Source organism: Methylobacterium mesophilicum, assembly GCF_036441335.1.
GTDB classification, from domain to species: Bacteria; Pseudomonadota; Alphaproteobacteria; order Rhizobiales; family Beijerinckiaceae; genus Methylobacterium; species Methylobacterium mesophilicum_B.
Genome location: NZ_MLBW01000009.1, coordinates 165,466 through 182,288 on the forward strand (window position 1 = coordinate 165,466; position 16,823 = coordinate 182,288).

Consider the following 16,823-nt stretch of genomic DNA (forward strand, 5'->3'; position numbering starts at 1 on the left):
TAACATGTTCGAAGGCCTGTCCGACCGCCTCTCCGGCATCCTCTCGGGGCTCACCCGCCGCGGTGCCCTGACCGAGGCCGACGTCACCGCCGCCATGCGCGAGGTGCGCCGCGCCCTGCTGGAGGCCGACGTCGCCCTCGAGGTGGTCCGCGGCTTCACCGACCGGGTGAAGGAGAAGGCCGTCGGCGCCGTGGTGCTCAAGTCGGTGACGCCCGGCCAGATGGTCGTGAAGATCGTCAACGACGAGCTCGTGGCGATGCTCGGCACCGACGCCGAGACCGTCGATCTCAACGCCCCCGCCCCGGTCCCGATCCTGATGGTCGGCCTGCAGGGCTCGGGCAAGACCACCACCACCGCCAAGATCGCCCGGCGCCTCTCCGACCGCGAGAAGCGCAAGGTGCTGCTCGCCTCCCTCGACACCCGCCGTCCGGCCGCCATGGAGCAGCTGGCGGTGCTGGCCAAGCAGGTCGGCGTGGAGAGCCTGCCGATCATCGCCGGCCAGTCGGCGGTGCAGATCGCCAAGCGCGCCATGGACGCCGCCCGCCTCGGCGGCTTCGACGTGGTGATGCTCGACACCGCCGGCCGCACCACGGTGGACGAGGGCCTGATGGCCGAGGCCGCCGAGGTGAAGGCCGCGACGAGGCCCCACGAGGTGCTGCTCGTCGCCGACGCGCTCACCGGCCAGGACGCGGTCAACACCGCCCGCGCCTTCGACCAGCGGCTCGGCGTCACCGGCATCGTGCTGACCCGCATGGACGGCGATTCCCGCGGCGGCGCGGCGCTGTCGATGCGCGCCGTCACCGGCAAGCCGATCAAGCTCGTCGGCGTCGGCGAGAAGGTCGACGCGCTGGAGGAGTTCCACCCGGCCCGCGTCGCCAACCGCATCCTCGGCATGGGCGACATCGTCTCGCTGGTCGAGAAGGCCGCCGAGACCATCGACCACGAGCAGGCGCTCCGCACCGCGGAGAAGATGCGCAAGGGCAAGTTCGATCTCGAGGACTTGTCGATGCAGCTCGGCCAGATGGAGAAGATGGGCGGCATCGGCGGCCTGATGGGCATGCTGCCCGGGATGGGCCAGATCAAGAAGCAGGTCGAGGGCGCCAACCTCGACGAGAAGATGTTCAAGCGCCAGCGGGCGATCATCTCGTCGATGACCCCGCAGGAGCGGAAGAACCCCGACCTCCTCAAGAACAGCCGCAAGAAGCGCATCGCGGCGGGCTCCGGGGTCGACGTCTCGGAGATCAACAAGCTCCTGAAGATGCACCGGACCATGGCCGACATGATGAAGGCGATGGGCCAGGGCAAGCGCGGGATCGGGCAGGCGCTCGGCTCGATGTTCGGCCTGGGCGGCGGCGGGATGGGCGGCGGCATGGGCGGTGGAATGCCCGGCCTCCCGCCCGGCATGCCGGAGCCGACGCCGGAGCAGATCGCGCAGCTCGAGAAGCAGTTCGGCGGCAAGCTGCCGCCGATGCCGCCGGGCCTGGGCGGGGGCGGGATGCCCAAGCTTCCCGGACTTCCGGGCCTCGGCGGCCCGAAGCTGCCGGGTCTCGGTGGGTTCATGCCGGGGAAGAAGAAATGAGCGTGCTCGCGGCCCAGGCCGTCGATCCCGAACTCGCGCGCCTGCGGGACAGCATCGACAATTTCGATGCGGCGCTGATCCATCTCCTCGCCGAGCGTTTCCGCTGCACGCAGCGGGTCGGCGAGCTCAAGGCCCGAAAGGGGATCCCCCCTTCCGATCCGGACCGGGAGGCCCGTCAGGTCGCCCGGCTCCGCAAGCTCGCGGTCGAGGCCAAGCTCGACCCCGACTTCGCCGAGAAATTTCTGGCCTTCGTGGTCAAGGAAGTCATTCGGCACCACCAGTCGATCAAGGCGGACCACGAGTCCCAGATCGAGCAACAGCGAAAGTAGTCAGACCATGGCCCTCAAGATCCGTCTCACCCGCGGCGGCGCCAAGAAGCGCCCCTACTACCGCATCGTCGTCGCCGACGCCCGCGCCCCGCGCGACGGCCGCTTCATCGACAAGGTCGGCGCCTACGACCCGATGAAGGCCAAGGACGACCCGGCCCGCATCGTGCTCGACAACGAGAAGATCCAGAGCTGGCTCGCCAAGGGCGCGCAGCCGACCGACCGCGTCCTGCGCTTCCTCGACCAGGCCGGCCTCGCCAAGCGCCCGACCCGCAACAACCCGCAGAAGGCCGAGCCGGGCGAGAAGGCCAAGGAGCGCGCCGCCAAGCGCGCCGAGAAGGCCGCCGCCCCCGCCGAGGACGCCGCCGCGTAAGGCGCCCCGGTCATGGCGCGCCGCCCCGCAGGTCCCACCTCCCGCGACGGCGGCCGCCGAGGCCGCACGAGCTCGGCGATCGGCAAGATCGCGCCCGAAGCGTCGACCTCGCCCAAGGCACCGGGCCCCAAGCCGGGCCCCAAGCCGGCGCCGTCTCCCGTGCCGCCCGATCCGAATCTGGTCCTGCTGGGCGAGTTCGGGCGGGCGCACGGCCTCAACGGCGAGGTCCGGCTCAAATCCTACACCGGCGATCCGCAGGCGATCGCCGGCTACGGAACGCTCCAGACGGCCGACGGCCGGACGCTGACGCTCGCCGACGTGCGTCCCGCCCCCGGCCCGTCGCCCGACATGCTGATCGCCCGGGTCAAGGGCGTCTCGGGCCGCAGCGCCGCCGAGGCGCTCAACCGCGTCGCGCTGTACGTTCCCCGCGAGCGTCTGGCCGCGCCCGAGGACGACGACGAGGTCTACGCCGCCGACCTGATCGGCGCCGCGGCGGTGGACGAGGCCGGGACCCTCGTCGGGACGATCGTGGCCGTGCCGAATTACGGCGGCGGCGACCTCCTGGAACTGCGCCCGCCGAACGGCGGCGCCACCGCGCTCCTGCCCTTCACGAAGGCCTTCGTGCCGGTCCTCGACGTGGCGCAGCGCCGTGTCACCGTGGTCGCGCCGGAGGACCTGTTCGCGGCGCCGGGCGAGAAGCCGGCCGACGATCCGGGCTAGGGACCGGGGGCCGGGCCGCGCGCCGGCGGCGCGTCCGGTGTCCGGGCGGGCCTCAATGCCCCCCGGCCGGCGCCCCGCCGCCGAGCTTGACGCTCTTCAGGCTCAGCGCCAGCGGGACCGCGCAGGCCGCGACGAGGCCGAGCACCCAGAACACGTCGATATAGGCCCAGTAGGCCACCTGCGTGCTGAGCACGCTCCCGATCCACGCCGTCGCCTGGTTCTGGGCCTCGATCCCGGCGTAGCCGTGCTCGGAGAAGTACTGCGTCGCCTGCCGCATGGTCTCCTGATAGGCCGGCGAGGCCGGGTTGACGCTCTCCACCAGGCGGCTCTGATGGAACTGGCTCCGGTAGGCCAGGATGTTCTGGGCGAGCGAGACACCCATCGAGCCGCCGACGTTGCGGGCGACGTTGATCAGCGCCGAGGCCTGGTCGGTCTGGTCCTTGCGGATCCCCTCGTACGAGGCCGAGGTGATCGACAGGAACACCATCGGCAGGCCGATGCCGATATAGACCCGCGACCACGCGAAGAACGCGAAGGTCGTGCTGCCGTCGATCCGCGTCAGGTCGTACATGCCCAGCGCCACGATGGTCATGCCGGTGGCGATCAGCCATTTGGGCTGGACGTAGGACGAGATCCGGCCGGTCAGGAACATCATCACCACCGTGACGATGCCGCCCGGGCCGAGGACGAGGCCCGACAGGGTGGCGGTGTAGCCGTAATATTCCTGCGTGATCTGCGGGATGAACTGCGTGGTGGCGATCAGGATCGCCCCGGTGAACATCATCACCAGGAAGCACGAGCCGAACTGGCGGTTGCCGATCAGCCGGAGGTCGACGGCCGGGTTCTCCCGGGTCAGCAGCCACGGGATCATGGCGATGAACGAGACGACCATCAGCGCGCCGGACACGTTCATCAGCGTCGAGGTGCCGAACCAGTCCTTCCGCTGGCCCTCGTCGAGGATCACCTCCAGCGAGCCGAGGAACAGGGCGACGAGCACGAAGCCGACGATGTCGAAGCGGATGCCCTTGCGCACCAGGGCGCGGCGCTCCTTCTTGGCCGCCTCGCTGTCCTCGATCAGCCAGTACATCAGCCCGAGCGCGACGACGCCCACCGGCCCGTTGATCAGGAAGCACCAGTGCCAGGAGGCGTTGTCCGACAGCCAGCCGCCCAGCGTCGGGCCGATCACCGGCGCCACCACGATGGCGACCCCGTAGAGCGCGAAGGCCTGGCCGCGCTTCTCCGGCGGGAAGGAATCGGCCAGGATCGACTGCGCGAGCGGCGCCATGCCGCCGCCGCCGAGGCCCTGCATCACCCGGAACAGCAGCAGCGATTCCAGGCTCCAGGCGAAGCCGCACAGGATCGACGAGACGGTGAACAGCGCCACCGACCACATGAAGAACGCCTTGCGGCCGTAGCGCTTGGCCAGGAAGCTCGACGCCGTCAGCGTGATCGCGTTGGCGACGAGGTAGCTCGTCACCACCCAGGCCGCCTCGTCCGGACCGACCGCGAGGCCGCCCGAGATGTAGCGCAGGGCCACGTTGGCGATGGTGGTGTCGAGCACCTCCATGAAGGTCGCCAGCGCGACCACGCCGGCGATCAGCCACGGATTGTGGCCGCCCGGCGCCTTGCCGGACCCGGCCCCGCTTCCTCTGGCCTTGCCCCCACCCGAACCGCGCCCGGGCGCGGCCGCGCTCCCCTGGCCGGCCACGGCGCTCACCGCACCGTGACGGTCGGGACGATCGACATGCCCGGGCCGATCGATACGTCCGTCGGCCAGCTCTTGACCACGATCTTGACCGGGATGCGCTGGGTCACCTTCACGTAGTTGCCGGTGGCGTTCTGCGCCGGCAGCAGGCTGAAGGCGGTGCCCGAGCCCGGCTGCACCGAGGCCACCGTGCCCTGGATCTTGCGGCCGGGATACGCGTCGATCTCGATGGCGACCGGCTGGCCCGGCCGCATGTCGGTGATCTGCGTCTCCTTGAAGTTCGCCGTCACCCAGATGTCGTCGGGCACGAACATTGCCAGGGTCTGGCCGGCCTGGGCGAGCTGGCCGACGCCGCCGGTGAGCCGCACGACGCGGCCGGCCTGCACGGCGCGGACCGTCGTGTAGCCGAGGTTCAGCTCGGCCTGCTCGACCTGGGCCCGGTCGCGGCCGAGCTGCGCCTGGGTCGAGGCCTTCTGGGCCTGGAGCGAGCCGACCTGCTTCTGCGCGGCGACCACGCTGGCATTGGCGCTCTGCACGGCCGCCTGCCGCTGCTGCAGCGTCGAGGTCGCCGACTGCGACTGCTGGACCGAGCCGGAGCCGCGCTCGGCGAGGTCCTTGTAGCGGGCCGCGTCCTCCTGGGCGAATTTCAGCGCCGCCTCGGCGGTGGCGACCTGCGCCTTGGACACCTCGATGTTGGCGTACTGCGCCTGGATCTGCGCGTCGATGTTCTTGATGCCGGCCTCGTCGGCGGCGACCTGCGCCTTCGCCTGGTCGAGGGCGATGTCGTAGTCGCGCTGGAAGACCTGGAACAGGATCTGGCCGGCCTCGACGTGCTGGTTGTCGGTGACCGGCACGTCGACGAGGTAGCCGCCGACCTTCGGCTGGATCGAGATGCTGCGGGCGTCGACGAAGGCGTCGTCGGTGCTCTCGTACGGGTGCATGTAGAGCAGCCAGTAGAAGAACACCCCGACGCAGAGCGCGACGACCGCGAGCCCGCCGAGCAGGAACGCGAGCGGGTGGCGCCGCAGGACGTTGGGGCGCCGCGCCTCGTCCCCGTCGTCGTCGGATCCCGCCGCGTCGTCGTCGGCCTGCCCGTCCTGCGCCTCGGACGCGTCGCAGGACGGGCAGGCCGACCGGACGCGTCGCCGGCCTCGTCCGCGCCGGGCTCGCGCGCGGTCTCGCGGTCGGTCCCGCGGTCCGCGGCCGGCGCGGCGCGGCCGAGATCGAGCACGTCGCGCTCGCGCGCGACGGGCCGGCCGTCGGCAGGCCGCGGGCGCGCCTCGTCCTCGGAGAGGTGCCGCTGATCGTCAAACATGGGAAGTCGTCGCCCGATGGGCCGGCCACCCGAAAGTGACCGGGCTTGTCGCATCGCCCGCCTCAGGCAGCAAAAGCCGGCCGCAGGCTCAAGGTTCCATGCGCAGATCAGCCCGCCTAGGAACGCATGCCGCACTGCGGCGTTCTGCGCCCGGAACCTTTGCCGTTCCCGGCTCAAGGCCCAGGAGTTCGCCATGACCAGCAGCCCGTCCCCGACGCCGAACCGCCCCGGATCCGGTCCCGCGACCACGCCCTCCGGCATCCCGCTCGTCGGGGTGGCGCGCCTCGACGCGATGAGCGCGGCGCTGGCGCGGAACTGGTGGCTCGTCGCCCTGCGCGGCGTCATCGCGATCCTGTTCGGCGCGGTCGCGTTCATCGCCCCGGGCGCCTTCGTGCTCTCCCTGGTGCTGTTCTTCGCCGCCTACATGCTCGCCGACGGCGTCTTCGCCGTCGTGGGCGCGGTCCGGGCCGCGCAGCGCCACGAGCGGTGGGGCTTCCTGCTGATCGAGGGCCTCGTCGACATCGTCGTGGGCGTCGCGGCAGTGCTCGTGCCGGCCGCCGCCGTCTGGGCGTTCGTGCTGCTGCTGGCCGTCTGGGCGCTGGTGACCGGCGGCCTGATGATCGCCGCGGCCTTCCGCCTGCACCTCCATTACGGGCGCTGGTGGCTGGTCCTGGGCGGCGTCGTGTCGATCCTGTTCGGGCTCGCGCTGCTCATCAACCCGGGCATGTCGGCGCTGGTGCTGACGTGGTGGATCGGCTCCTACACCTTCGCCTTCGGCATCCTCCTGCTGATCCTGGCCTTCAAGCTGCGCAGCCAGCACGGGGCCGTCGGTCCGGGAGCGCCGCTCGGCCGGTGAGCCGGCCGGGACCGGATCGGCCGCCGTGGCCCGATCCACACGGTCGCGGCGCGATCGACGCCCCGCCGGTCCCGCGACCCCGCACCGGCGGGACACCGGGACGGATGCGGCTTAGAAGGCTCGGTCGGCCGGATCGGCCGGTCCCGGAACACGCACCACGATGACGCCCGACGCGCCGGAACGCGCCCCGGCCGACGGGCCGAAACCGCCGAAGCCGGATCCCGCCGCCGATGCCCCGGACCCGCGGCTCGCCGCCCGGGAACATCTCCGGGTAGAGGGTGAGGATCGTGGCCCGCCAGGGCGTGTCCGCGCGCGTCATGGCGCTTGATGGCGCGCGGGGTGCGACACCGTCAACGGGCCCGGCACCGCCGGCGCGCCCGCCGGTTGTCGGCCATGATCCGCGCGCTCGCCCTCCTCACCGCCACCACTGCCATCCTGACCGGCCCGGTCCGCGCCGCCGAGCCCCTGGCGCCCCNGAGCGCCCGTCTTCCGTCGCCGGGACGGACGCGCGCGTCCTGAACCGGCGCGCGCGCCCGCTCCTCGGCCGCCGGCACCCCGTCCTGCTCGCCGCCGCCGCGGTGGTCCTGCTGCCGGTCCTGGCGCTGGCGATCTACCTGTTCGCGGCCTTCGTGAGCCTGCCGCCGCTGGGCGGCGCCGTGGTCGAGACCGGCCAGAGGGCGATCACCGTCGAGGCCGACGACGGCCGGGTCTTCGCCACCCGCGGCAGCTTCCGCGGCGAGAAACTCACCGCGGCCGACCTGCCGCCGCACCTCGCCCAGGCGATCGTGGCGATCGAGGACCGCCGCTTCTACAGCCACTGGGGGATCGACCTGCGCGGCCTCGCCCGGGCGGCGTGGCGCAATCTCCGCGGCGGCGGCGTGCGCGAGGGCGGCTCGACCATCACCCAGCAATATGTCCGCCTGATCTCCCTCAACCAGGAGAAGACGCTCTGGCGGAAGGTGCAGGAGGCCTTCCTGGCGCTGCGGGTCGAGTCGACGATGAGCAAGGACGCGATCCTGCTCGGCTACCTCGACGCTGCCTATTTCGGCGCCGGCGCCTACGGGGCCGACGCGGCGGCCCGGCGCTATTTCGGCAAGCCCGCCAAGGCGCTGAACCTGCCGGAATCGGCCATGCTGGCCGGGCTGGTGCGCGCGCCCTCGCAGCTCGCCCCGACCCGCAATCTCGGCGGCGCCAAGGAGCGCGCCGACGTGGTGCTCCAGGCCATGGTCGAGACCGGCGCCATCACGCAGGGAGAGGCCGACGCCGCGCGCAAGCAGAGCGTCACCCTGAAGTCGCCCCCCGAGGCGCCGCCCGGGACCAACTACTTCCTCGACATGATCGCGGGCGACGTGAAGCGACTCGCCGGCACCGACGGCGACATGACGGTGCGCTCGACACTCAACCTCGACCTGCAGAGCCTCGCCGAGGGCGTCGTGGCCCGCCGCCTCGACAAGGACGGCGCCCGCCGCAAGGTCGGCCAGGCCGCCATGGTGGTGCTGTCGAAGGAGGGCGCGATCCTCGCCATGGTCGGCGGCCGCGACTACGAGGACAGCCAGTTCAACCGCGCCGTCCAGGCCAAGCGCCAGCCCGGCTCCCTGTTCAAGCTGCTCGTCTACCTGACGGCCTACGAGAAGGGCTACACACCGGAATCCGTGATGGTCGACCGCCCGGTCCAGATCGGCGACTGGCAGCCCGAGAACGACGACGGGCGCTATCGCGGGCCCGTGCCCCTGCGGACCGCCTTCGCGCTCTCGATCAACACCGTGGCGGCCCAGCTCGGGCAGGATGTCGGCATCCCGGCGGTGATCGCCACCGCCCGCAAGCTCGGGATCCAGTCGGACCTGCCCAACGTGCCGAGCCTCGTCCTCGGCTCGGGTGCCGTGAGCCTCCTGGAGATGACCCGCGCCTACGGCTCGGTCCTGTCCGGACGCACCCCGCTCCAGGCCTACGGCATCCAGGCGATCCGCGGGGCCGCGCCGCAACCGCTCTACGTCCGCGCCGACGCGGCCCCGGGCCCGATGCTGGCGCAGGAGCCGCGCACCATGATGCTCGACTCGCTGCAGGCGGTTGTGGAATCCGGCACCGGCCGCGCCGCGCGGGTGCCGGGCCAGATCATCGGCGGCAAGACGGGCACGAGCCAGGATTTCCGCGACGCGTGGTTCGTCGGCATGACGCCGGACCTCGTGGTCGGGATCTGGGTCGGCAACGATGACGACAGCCCGATGAACCGCATGTTCGGCGGCGAGATGCCGGCCGGGATCTTCCACGACTTCGTCCAGCGCGCCGCCGAGAAGCTCGCGAAGGGCAAGCCACGCCCCTCGGCGGAGCGGGCCGAGCCGGCCCGGGCGGCGGCACCCGCGCCCGCGGCCGAGCCGGCGGACCTCGCCGACGGCGGCCGAGCCGGCCGCCGTCGGCGAGGTCCGCGGCGTGCCCGAGGTGATCGATACCGGCACCCTCAACCTGCGCGGGCGGGTCGTGCGCCTCCTCGGCGTGGTCGGCGAGCGCGGTCACCTCGCCCGCCAGCTCGCCAGCTACCTGCGCCGCCGCGAGGTGGTGTGCACCGGCCTGTCCGACGGGCCCACGGCCCGCTGCCGCATCGAGGGCGACGACCTCGCCGGGCTGATCCTGGCGGCGGGCGGCGCCCGCGCCTCGGAGGACGCGCCGCCGGACCTCCTGGGCGCGGAGGAGCAGGCCCGCGCCGAGCGGGTCGGCCTGTGGGGCCGGTGAGATCCTAGTCCGCCCCGAGCGCCGCCATGGTCCGCGGGTCGGGAACGCCGTCGAAGTAGCGCGCCAGCGCCTCGGCGAAGAGCGGCTCCCCCGGCACGGCGCGGGCGAACAGCGTCATGCTGGAGCGGAACTTCAGGTCGTCGGGCGAGCCGAAGATCGCGTGGGCCGAGCGCCCGGCGACGGCGTTGACGGCCGCCGTGCAGGCGCGCAGGCGCGCGCCGAGCACCGGGTGCGCCGCGTAGGCCTCGGCCTCGGCGAGGGACCCGATGGCGTAACGCTGGGCCATCGGGCTCGCGCCGAGCCCGGCGATCTGCGGGAAGACGAACCACATCCAGTGGCTGCGCTTGTCGCCGGCCTCCAATTCCGCCAGGGCGCGCGCGTAGACGCCCTCCTGCGCAGCGACGAAGCGGCCGAGTTCGTAGGTGTCGGTCATGCGCGGCTCCGATGCTCCGGTCCTGCCCGGTCAACCGCGCGGCGCCGGTCGGGGATGCAGGCGCGCGGCCGCGCCGCCGCAGACGCCGTCCCGGGATTGGTGTATGCGCCGCCCATGCTCGGAACGCTCGTCGCCTTCATGGTCGCGAACCCGGCGGTGAGCCACGCGCTGACGGCGATCCCCGAGACCGCCGGAGTGGCGGCCGCGCTGATCCTGCTGCGCAGTCCCCGCCCGGAAGGCGTCGCGGCGCTCGTGGTCTCGACCTACTATTACGGCCGCGAGGCCGGGCAGCGGGAGCACGACATCAAGCACGCCGGCTGGGACGCCGTGCAGGCGCATCTCGGCGCCGAGTTCCTGTACGGCTGGTCGCTGCCGAACCTGCAGCAATGGGTGGCGCCGACCTGCGCGGCCTGGGCGGTCGCGGCAACGATCTACCTGATCCGGTCGCGGACGGCCCGCGCGGCGCCCCTTCGGCCGCCGGGGTGCCGGTGATCCTGACGGGCAGCTCGCCCGGCCCGGCGCGCGATCGCGTGCGCCGGTGCCAGGTTCAGGCGCGGGTGAACGGCCCGTCCGACGGCCCGATCTCGCTCCGGTCCCCGAGCAGCCGCCGGCCCGAGGCGATGATCTGGACCGTCTCGCGGCTGCTGCACTGCCGCCGTGCCAGGGCCTCCAGGTCGCGCAAATAGTCGATCACCGGGCTGCGCTGCCTGTCGGCCCGGCCGATCACCGGCTCGACCTTCGCGGTTACCAGACCGCCGACCGTGTCCCAGAACTCCGCCGGACGGATCGCGGCGTCGCCGATCGCGGGCTCGTGCATCGCTGATCTCCTCTGGCCTCGTCACCGCACTTGTCGAGCGTTTCGGCTGGCGGTGCATTAGCCCATGTTGGAGACGGTCCTCCGGATCGCCGGGCTCGCGGCATCGTCATCCGCGCGCCCGGAGATCCGGCGGGGCGGCCTCGGGTGCGTGCCCCTCATGGCCCGCGCCGCCGCCGGTGTTTCGAATGGACAGCAGGGAGCCCGCATGCCCGCAGACGACGTCCCGACCCAACACGTCCGCGCGCCCGAGCCCGCGCGGACGCGCGCGCCTCCGGCCGGGGAGAGCCGCCTCCGCTCGATCGCGAAGGCCGTGAGCTGGCGCGTCGTGGGGAGCCTCGACACGCTGCTGCTGTCCTATCTGTTCACCGGAAGCGTGCTCGTCGCCGGTTCGATCGCCTCGACCGAGACCGTGACCAAGACCGTGCTGTACTACCTCCACGAACGCGGCTGGGGGCTGATTCCCCTGGGGCGCACCTGAGAGCCGTTCGGGCGGCCGCGAGGCCGGCCCGCTCAACCCCGCCGCCGCGACATCCTGAAGAGCCCGGACCGGAGAGAGCCGTATGCCGCAGATCACCGTCGGAGGACTCGGCCTCCGCTACCACCTCGACGGGCCCGAGGGCGCCCCGGTCGTCGCCTTCTCGAACTCGCTGGGCGCGACCCTGGAGATGTGGGACGCGCTGATGCCGGCGCTCGCGGGACGTTACCGGACGCTGCGCTACGACACGCGCGGCCACGGCGGATCGGAGACGCGCGACGGGCCCGCGGCGATCGCGGACCTGGCCGGAGACCTCGCGGGCCTGCTGGACGCCCTCGGCCTCGGCCGGGCCCATCTGGTCGGGCTGTCGCTCGGCGGGATGACCGTGCAGGCGCTCGCGAGCGCCGACCCGGGGCGGGCGCTCAGCGCCACCCTGATGGCGACGGCGGCCTGCTTGCCGAGCCGCCAGAGCTGGGACGAGCGCGCCGCCACCGTGCGCGCGCAGGGGACGGCGGCCGTGGTCGAGGCGACGCTGGGACGGTGGTTCACGCCGGATTTCGCGGCGCGCGACCCCGAGGCGGTGCGGGCGGTCCGCGCGCGCTTCCTGGCCTGCGATCCGGCCGGCTACGCGGTGTGCTGCGGGGCGATCGGGCGGATGGATCTCCGGCCGGCGCTCGGAGCCATCATCGCGCCGACCCTGGTGATCGCCGGCCGCGACGATCCCTCGACGCCCCCGGCCATGGCCGAGGAGATCTGCGGCGGCATCGCCCAGGCCGAGCTCGTCGTGCTGCCCCGCGCGGCTCACCTGCTCGCCGTCGAGCGCGCCGACGCGGTCGGCGGCTACCTGCGCGCCTTCCTCGACCGTGCCGCCCCGGGCACGTAGCCNTAGCCGGGGGGGCGCTCGGCATCGACCGCGCGGTCGCCGCAGGGGCGGGGATCGCGCGCCGCGAGCGCGCCGCGCCTCGGCCGCGCTTCAGTGACAGGCGATCCCGACATCGGCGGGCGACATGCCGTGCGCCAAACGCCGCCCGGTGCGCAGCAGCGCCTGTCCGAGCAGCGCGACGGTCAGCGGGTCTCCGTCCTGCTCGGCCAGCCGATAGGCGGCGAGCAGCGTGTCGCCGAGGTCGCCGAGCAGGTCTGACGATTCCGCATCCGCATCCGCGGCCTCGGCGTCGCTCGCGGCACCCCGGTCGCGCGCGTCGACCGCCGTCGAACCGTGAGTCCCGTCCGCAAGCGCGCCCAGTTCCGCGCGGCGCCGCGCGTTCGCTTCGTCCTCGGGTGAGCCGTTGCGCATCGTGTTGGTCCCTCAACCGTCGCGAGGGTGCACCTACAGGTTGCGAACCGTCAACTCCCCCGGAAGGTACACAGCGAGCGGTCGAGCGTCGCATCTCCCCGGTGGCTCAACAACGCGCCGGACGCTACGCCGATCGGTTCGCCGGCGCGCCCGACCGGACGCTGCGGCGCTGCCGCCCGGCGTCCGGTCGCGGTGGGAGCCGGATCGGAACAGTCGCGGCAATCCACAACTTTTACGTGAAAAACCGACGGGTTTGCGCGGCTCGACGAAGGTGAAGGGTCGGTCAAGACGCAGCGAGGCCCCCGCGATCAGCGCCGCGGGGGCCTCGCTCATCGACGCTCCATCGGGAACGTCCGGTCGGTTTTACTTGATCAGGGCGAGGAGAGCCTTGCCGGCCTTGGAGTTCAGCTCCTTGGCGTCGAGCGTGCCGTCGTTGTCCGGGTCGGCCAGCTTGAAGCGCTCGGCGACGGCCGCGAGGTACTCCTTCTTGTCGAGGGTGCCGTCGCTGTCCGGATCGGCCTGCTTCACGCCGGCCGCGCTCAGGCGGCCCTTCAGCTCCTTGGCGTCGAGCGTGCCGTCCGAGTCTTTCTCGAGGCGGTCGAAGGTCGCCGAGGCCACCGCCTCCACCTCCTTCATGTCGATCGTGCCGTCGCTGTCGGTGTCGATCATCTTGACGGCGCTCGCCCCGCTCATCGGCTTGGCGAACGCGGCCGGAGCAGAGAAGCCGCACACCGCGAGGGTGACCGCCGCGAAGCCACTGATGAAACGAAGGGTCATTGCCAGATGCTCCCAAAATTTGATGCTTGATCTTCCTAGTCGCCGATTCGCCGTGCTGCAAGTGCGAAATGCGGCCTGTGGGCGGCGCGCGCTGTCTCGGGCCGATCGCCGGCGGATCGGCAAAGAGAAGGGGGCCGGCGCGAGCCGGCCCCCGAAGAGGGCGCACAATCGCCGCGCGGCGCGGCGCGCGGCGAATCAGTATCCGTAGCCGCGCCGCATCACCGGGCGGTCGTCGTCGAACCGCTGGCGCCTGTAGAGGCGATCCTCCTCGTAGGCGCGGTCGCGCCGATACTCTTCGCGGAGGAAGTCGCGCTCCCGCTGGCCGCGGGAGCGCAGGTCGACGCTCGGCCCGTCTGGGCCGATCTCGATACGCTGCGCCGCGGCGGGGATGACGCTCGCGAGGGAGGCGGCCAGGACGGCGCCGGCAAGCAGGGTCTTCATGGGACTCTCCGTCGTGCGTTCGAGGTCAAACCCGTCTCCGCACCGATCGTTCCCGATGTTGTCCTGTTCTCCCCGCGCCCGTCACAGATCCGGCCGGATCAGGCGAGCGTCGCGAGGTCCTGAAACCAGTGCTGCGCCTGGACGTAATTCTTGACCCGCGGTGACAGCGCGTGCGGATTGGTATCGTGTACCACCCAGACCTGGACGGCGTCGTCGACGACGATTTCGTGAATGCGCGCGAGCAGCCGGTTCTGCTCGGCCACGTCGAGGCTCGCCTTCACCTTGTCGCAGAGGGCATCGACCTCGGGATTGCGGTAGTGGCTCCAGTTCACGCCGTTCGGCGCGATCTGCCGCGAATCGTAGAAGCGCAGGATGGCGTAGAACGGGTCGGAGGTGACGTAGGCGATGTTGCCGGCGCTGATCCCCTTGAGGCTCGGATCCGCGGCGCCCTGGCGCCACGCCGTGTAGGCCACCTCCAGCTCGACGGTCTTGAACTCCACCTGGATGCCGATCTCGGCCCAGCTCTGCTGGACGAACTCGTTGATCGGCAGCGACAGCATCTGCCCGGTGCCGCCGGTCGGGATCAGGACCGTGGCCTTCACGGGGTTCTTCACCGAGTAGCCGGCCTCCTCGACGAGCTTGCGCGCCGCCTCGACGTCGGTCCGTATCTTGAAGCCCGGCTTGCCGAACCACGGGCTCGATTCCTGGACCTGCCCGACGGCCGGCTGGGCGAGGCCGCCCATCAGCTCGACGACGCCCGCGCGGTCGATGGCGAGGTTGGCGGCCTTGCGCAGGCGCAGGTCGCGCCAGGGCGATCCCTCCAGCATCGACAGATGGTAGTTCCAGACATGGGGCGTGTCGTTGCCCACGACCCGCATGCCGGCCCCCTTCAGGCGCGGCACCGCGTCGGGCGCGGGCGCCTCGATCAGGTCGACGCTGCCGGACAGGAGCGCGTTCACCCGGGCGAGGTCCTCGGGCACGCAGCTGAGGGTCAGCTTCGCGAGCTTCGGGACCCGCTTCGGGTTCCAATAGCCGACGTTCGGCAGCAGCTCGAGGCGCACCCGCGGCACGAGCTGCCCCATCCGGAACGGCCCGGTCCCCGAGGGCTCGAAGGCGAACTTCGCCCAGTCCTTCCCGACCTTCTCGTACTGCGCCGGCGACGAGATCAGGAACCAGAGCATCTGGTAGGGGAACAGGCTGTCGGGCGTCTTGGTGACGACCTGGACGGTCTTCGCGTCGAGCTTCCGGTAGCTCGCGACCCCGGGCAGGCGCGGGCGGACCTGGGCCGCCTGCCGCTGGTCGAAATGCGGCGCCTCCTTGTTCAGCACCTTGTCGAAGTTCCAGATCACCGCGTCGGCGTCGAAGGCCGAGCCGTCGTGGAAGGCCACGCCCTCGCGCAGGTGGAAGGTCCAGACCTTCGGGTCGGCCGGGTCGGCCTCCCAGGCGGTGGCGAGGCCGGGCACCATCTTGCCGGGCCGGTCGGCGACGTCGAGTTCCCAGGCGACCAGGGGATCGTAGAGGGTGAGCCCGGTGAACTGGTAGCCGCCCGCGCCCCGGTCGGGCTGGCCGGCGGTCAGCGGCAGGTCGGTCATCGAGATGCCGTAGGTCAGGGTGCCGGGGGCCGCGCCCTGCGCGCCGGCCCGGCCCGCCGCCCCCAGTGCCGCCAGGGCGACGCCCCCGGCCATCAGGGATCGGCGTGTCGGCTTGATCGGGTCCATCGTGTCTCTCGGCTGAAGGCGCGGGCGCCGCACGGAACGGCACCGCCCTCGGGCGCGCGGCGGCGCTGCCCGGGCCTCCACCCCATGCTGCATACAGAATGATGCACGCATCGTGCCCAATGGCCGCCGGCGCGTCCGGACGGCCGCCCGGGTCAGGCCTCCCAGACCTGGCCGGGCCGCAGGGCCAGGAAGCGCTCGGCCGGGATGCCGGCCCCGCCGAGGGCCGCCGCCAGGGCCTCGGCGGGCCGCTCGACGCCCTCGTCGGTGAGCTGGAACGTGCCCCAGTGGTGGCCGAGGGCCTGCTCGGCGCCGAGCAGGGTGAGGACCTTCACGGCCTCGGCCGGGTCGACGTGCTGCGCCTGCATGAACCAGCGCGGCTCGTAGGCGCCGATCGGCAGCGTCGCGAGGCGCGGCGGCCCGAAGCGGGCCCTCACGTCGGAGAAGAGCGCGCCGTCGCCGAAGCCGGTGTCGCCGACATGGTAGTGCACGCCGCGGGGCGAGGTGATCACGAAGGCGCACCACAGCGCCATCCGCCGGTCGTTGACGCCCCGGGCCGACCAGTGGTTCGCGGGCGTCAGGTGGACCTGCAGCCCGTCGCCGAGATCGACCGACTGCCCCCAGTCGCGGGTCTCGACGTGCATCGTGTCGTCGTAGCCGCGCAGGATCGTGTCGTTGCCCAGCGGCGCCACGATCAGCGGCTGGTGCGCCTGCCAGAGCCGGGCGAGGCTCGGCCCGTCGAGATGGTCGTAGTGGTTGTGGGTGATCAGCACCGCGTCGATCGGCGGCAGGTCGGCGAAGGCGATGCCCGGCGGGTTGACGCGCTTCGGCCCCGCGAAGCGGACCGGGCTCGCCCGCTTGGCGAAGACCGGGTCGATCAGGATGTTCCGGCCGGCGACCTGCACGAGGTAGCTCGCGTGGCCGATCAGCACGACCCGCAAGCCCTCGACGCGCTCGGGCGGCCGGTCGGCCGGGTAGGGGCTGGGGAAGCTCTTCGGCCAGGGCTCGCGCTGCCGCTTGGCCTGCCAGCGCAGGACGTCGGGGAGCGCCTTGTCGGTCGACTGACCCGGCCGGAAGAAGCGCAGCCCGTCGAAATGGTCGGAGGTCGGGCCGCGGTAGTAGGGATTCCGGCCGCGCCGGTGCGCGGCGTAGCCGACGCCGCCGAGCGTCATGACCGTGGCCGCACTCGCGACCGTGAGCAGGCTGCGCCGTTTCATGGATCCGAGATGGCCGGAACCGGGGGGCGGTCAAGCGCTGCCCCGGCGCGGCC

At 72.3% G+C, this 16,823-nt stretch carries 17 protein-coding genes and 1 pseudogene; 9 read left to right on the forward strand and 9 right to left on the reverse strand.

Going from position 1 to position 16,823, the window contains the following annotated elements:
* Positions 1-4: 4 nt before the first annotated feature.
* Genes ffh through rimM form a run of 4 tightly spaced genes read left to right on the forward strand, consistent with a single transcriptional unit; the run spans position 5 to position 2,998 of the window.
* Positions 5-1,579, forward strand: a complete 1,575-nt coding sequence (gene ffh, locus MMR14E_RS07530) for a signal recognition particle protein (RefSeq protein WP_331313522.1) — start codon at positions 5-7, stop codon at positions 1,577-1,579.
* Positions 1,576-1,908 (forward strand): chorismate mutase, encoded by a 333-nt coding sequence (locus MMR14E_RS07535; RefSeq protein WP_012320554.1) that lies wholly within the window; start codon positions 1,576-1,578, stop codon positions 1,906-1,908. The genes ffh and MMR14E_RS07535 overlap by 4 nt, the downstream gene beginning before the upstream one ends.
* Positions 1,909-1,915: 7 nt before the next feature.
* Entirely contained in the window at positions 1,916-2,278 is a 363-nt protein-coding gene (gene rpsP / locus MMR14E_RS07540; RefSeq protein WP_020092607.1) for a 30S ribosomal protein S16, read from the forward strand.
* A gap of 12 nt (positions 2,279-2,290) precedes the next feature.
* A complete protein-coding gene (rimM, locus tag MMR14E_RS07545; RefSeq protein WP_331313523.1) occupies positions 2,291-2,998 on the forward strand; it encodes a ribosome maturation factor RimM in 708 nt (235 codons plus the stop codon).
* A 52-nt stretch (positions 2,999-3,050) separates the two neighbouring features.
* Here rimM and MMR14E_RS07550 read toward each other — a convergent pair whose 3' ends face one another.
* Both MMR14E_RS07550 and MMR14E_RS07555 read right to left on the reverse strand, forming a co-directional pair.
* A complete protein-coding gene (locus tag MMR14E_RS07550; protein WP_331313524.1) occupies positions 3,051-4,715 on the reverse strand; it encodes a DHA2 family efflux MFS transporter permease subunit in 1,665 nt (554 codons plus the stop codon).
* Positions 4,712-5,668 carry an HlyD family secretion protein gene (locus MMR14E_RS07555; protein WP_331313525.1) on the reverse strand — a complete coding sequence of 319 codons (957 nt, stop codon included), beginning with the start codon at positions 5,666-5,668 and terminating at the stop codon, positions 4,712-4,714. The genes MMR14E_RS07550 and MMR14E_RS07555 overlap by 4 nt, the downstream gene beginning before the upstream one ends.
* A 543-nt stretch (positions 5,669-6,211) precedes the next feature.
* Between MMR14E_RS07555 and MMR14E_RS07560 the strand changes: the two genes are divergently transcribed.
* Together MMR14E_RS07560 and MMR14E_RS07565 are read left to right on the forward strand one after the other, a co-directional pair.
* Complete coding sequence (locus tag MMR14E_RS07560; RefSeq protein WP_331313526.1) at positions 6,212-6,874, forward strand: HdeD family acid-resistance protein; 663 nt, start codon at positions 6,212-6,214, stop codon at positions 6,872-6,874.
* Between the two features lie 160 nt (positions 6,875-7,034).
* Positions 7,035-9,601, forward strand: a pseudogene (locus MMR14E_RS07565) (PBP1A family penicillin-binding protein).
* 4 nt (positions 9,602-9,605) lie between these two features.
* On the opposite strand, the gene MMR14E_RS07570 reads toward MMR14E_RS07565, so the two are convergent.
* Positions 9,606-10,034 carry a DUF1810 domain-containing protein gene (locus MMR14E_RS07570; protein ID WP_331313528.1) on the reverse strand — a complete coding sequence of 143 codons (429 nt, stop codon included), beginning with the start codon at positions 10,032-10,034 and terminating at the stop codon, positions 9,606-9,608.
* 114 nt (positions 10,035-10,148) lie between these two features.
* Here MMR14E_RS07570 and MMR14E_RS07575 point away from each other — a divergent pair, with 114 nt between their 5' ends.
* Complete coding sequence (locus tag MMR14E_RS07575; RefSeq protein ID WP_331313529.1) at positions 10,149-10,526, forward strand: hypothetical protein; 378 nt, start codon at positions 10,149-10,151, stop codon at positions 10,524-10,526.
* A 55-nt stretch (positions 10,527-10,581) separates the two neighbouring features.
* Here MMR14E_RS07575 and MMR14E_RS07580 read toward each other — a convergent pair whose 3' ends face one another.
* Positions 10,582-10,851 (reverse strand): hypothetical protein, encoded by a 270-nt coding sequence (locus tag MMR14E_RS07580; protein WP_331313530.1) that lies wholly within the window; start codon positions 10,849-10,851, stop codon positions 10,582-10,584.
* Positions 10,852-11,056: 205 nt separating this feature from the next.
* On the opposite strand from MMR14E_RS07580, the gene MMR14E_RS07585 reads away from it, so the two are divergent.
* Entirely contained in the window at positions 11,057-11,329 is a 273-nt protein-coding gene (locus tag MMR14E_RS07585) for a DUF2061 domain-containing protein (RefSeq protein ID WP_331313531.1), read from the forward strand.
* Positions 11,330-11,411: 82 nt separating this feature from the next.
* Entirely contained in the window at positions 11,412-12,209 is a 798-nt protein-coding gene (gene pcaD, locus MMR14E_RS07590) for a 3-oxoadipate enol-lactonase (RefSeq protein ID WP_331313532.1), read from the forward strand.
* Between the two features lie 90 nt (positions 12,210-12,299).
* Here pcaD and MMR14E_RS07595 read toward each other — a convergent pair whose 3' ends face one another.
* From MMR14E_RS07595 to MMR14E_RS07615, 5 genes are all read right to left on the reverse strand, one after another.
* A complete protein-coding gene (locus MMR14E_RS07595; protein ID WP_331313533.1) occupies positions 12,300-12,620 on the reverse strand; it encodes a hypothetical protein in 321 nt (106 codons plus the stop codon).
* A 363-nt stretch (positions 12,621-12,983) separates the two neighbouring features.
* The gene (locus MMR14E_RS07600) at positions 12,984-13,397 is read right to left on the reverse strand and encodes an EF-hand domain-containing protein (RefSeq protein WP_331313534.1); all 414 of its coding nucleotides are present in this window, start codon (positions 13,395-13,397) and stop codon (positions 12,984-12,986) included.
* A 195-nt stretch (positions 13,398-13,592) separates the two neighbouring features.
* Positions 13,593-13,838, reverse strand: coding sequence for a hypothetical protein (locus MMR14E_RS07605; RefSeq protein WP_331313535.1), 246 nt, complete (start codon positions 13,836-13,838; stop codon positions 13,593-13,595).
* A 98-nt stretch (positions 13,839-13,936) separates the two neighbouring features.
* Complete coding sequence (locus MMR14E_RS07610) at positions 13,937-15,556, reverse strand: ABC transporter substrate-binding protein (RefSeq protein WP_331313536.1); 1,620 nt, start codon at positions 15,554-15,556, stop codon at positions 13,937-13,939.
* A gap of 152 nt (positions 15,557-15,708) precedes the next feature.
* Positions 15,709-16,770 (reverse strand): MBL fold metallo-hydrolase, encoded by a 1,062-nt coding sequence (locus tag MMR14E_RS07615; RefSeq protein WP_331313537.1) that lies wholly within the window; start codon positions 16,768-16,770, stop codon positions 15,709-15,711.
* Between the last annotated feature and the right edge of the window lie 53 nt (positions 16,771-16,823).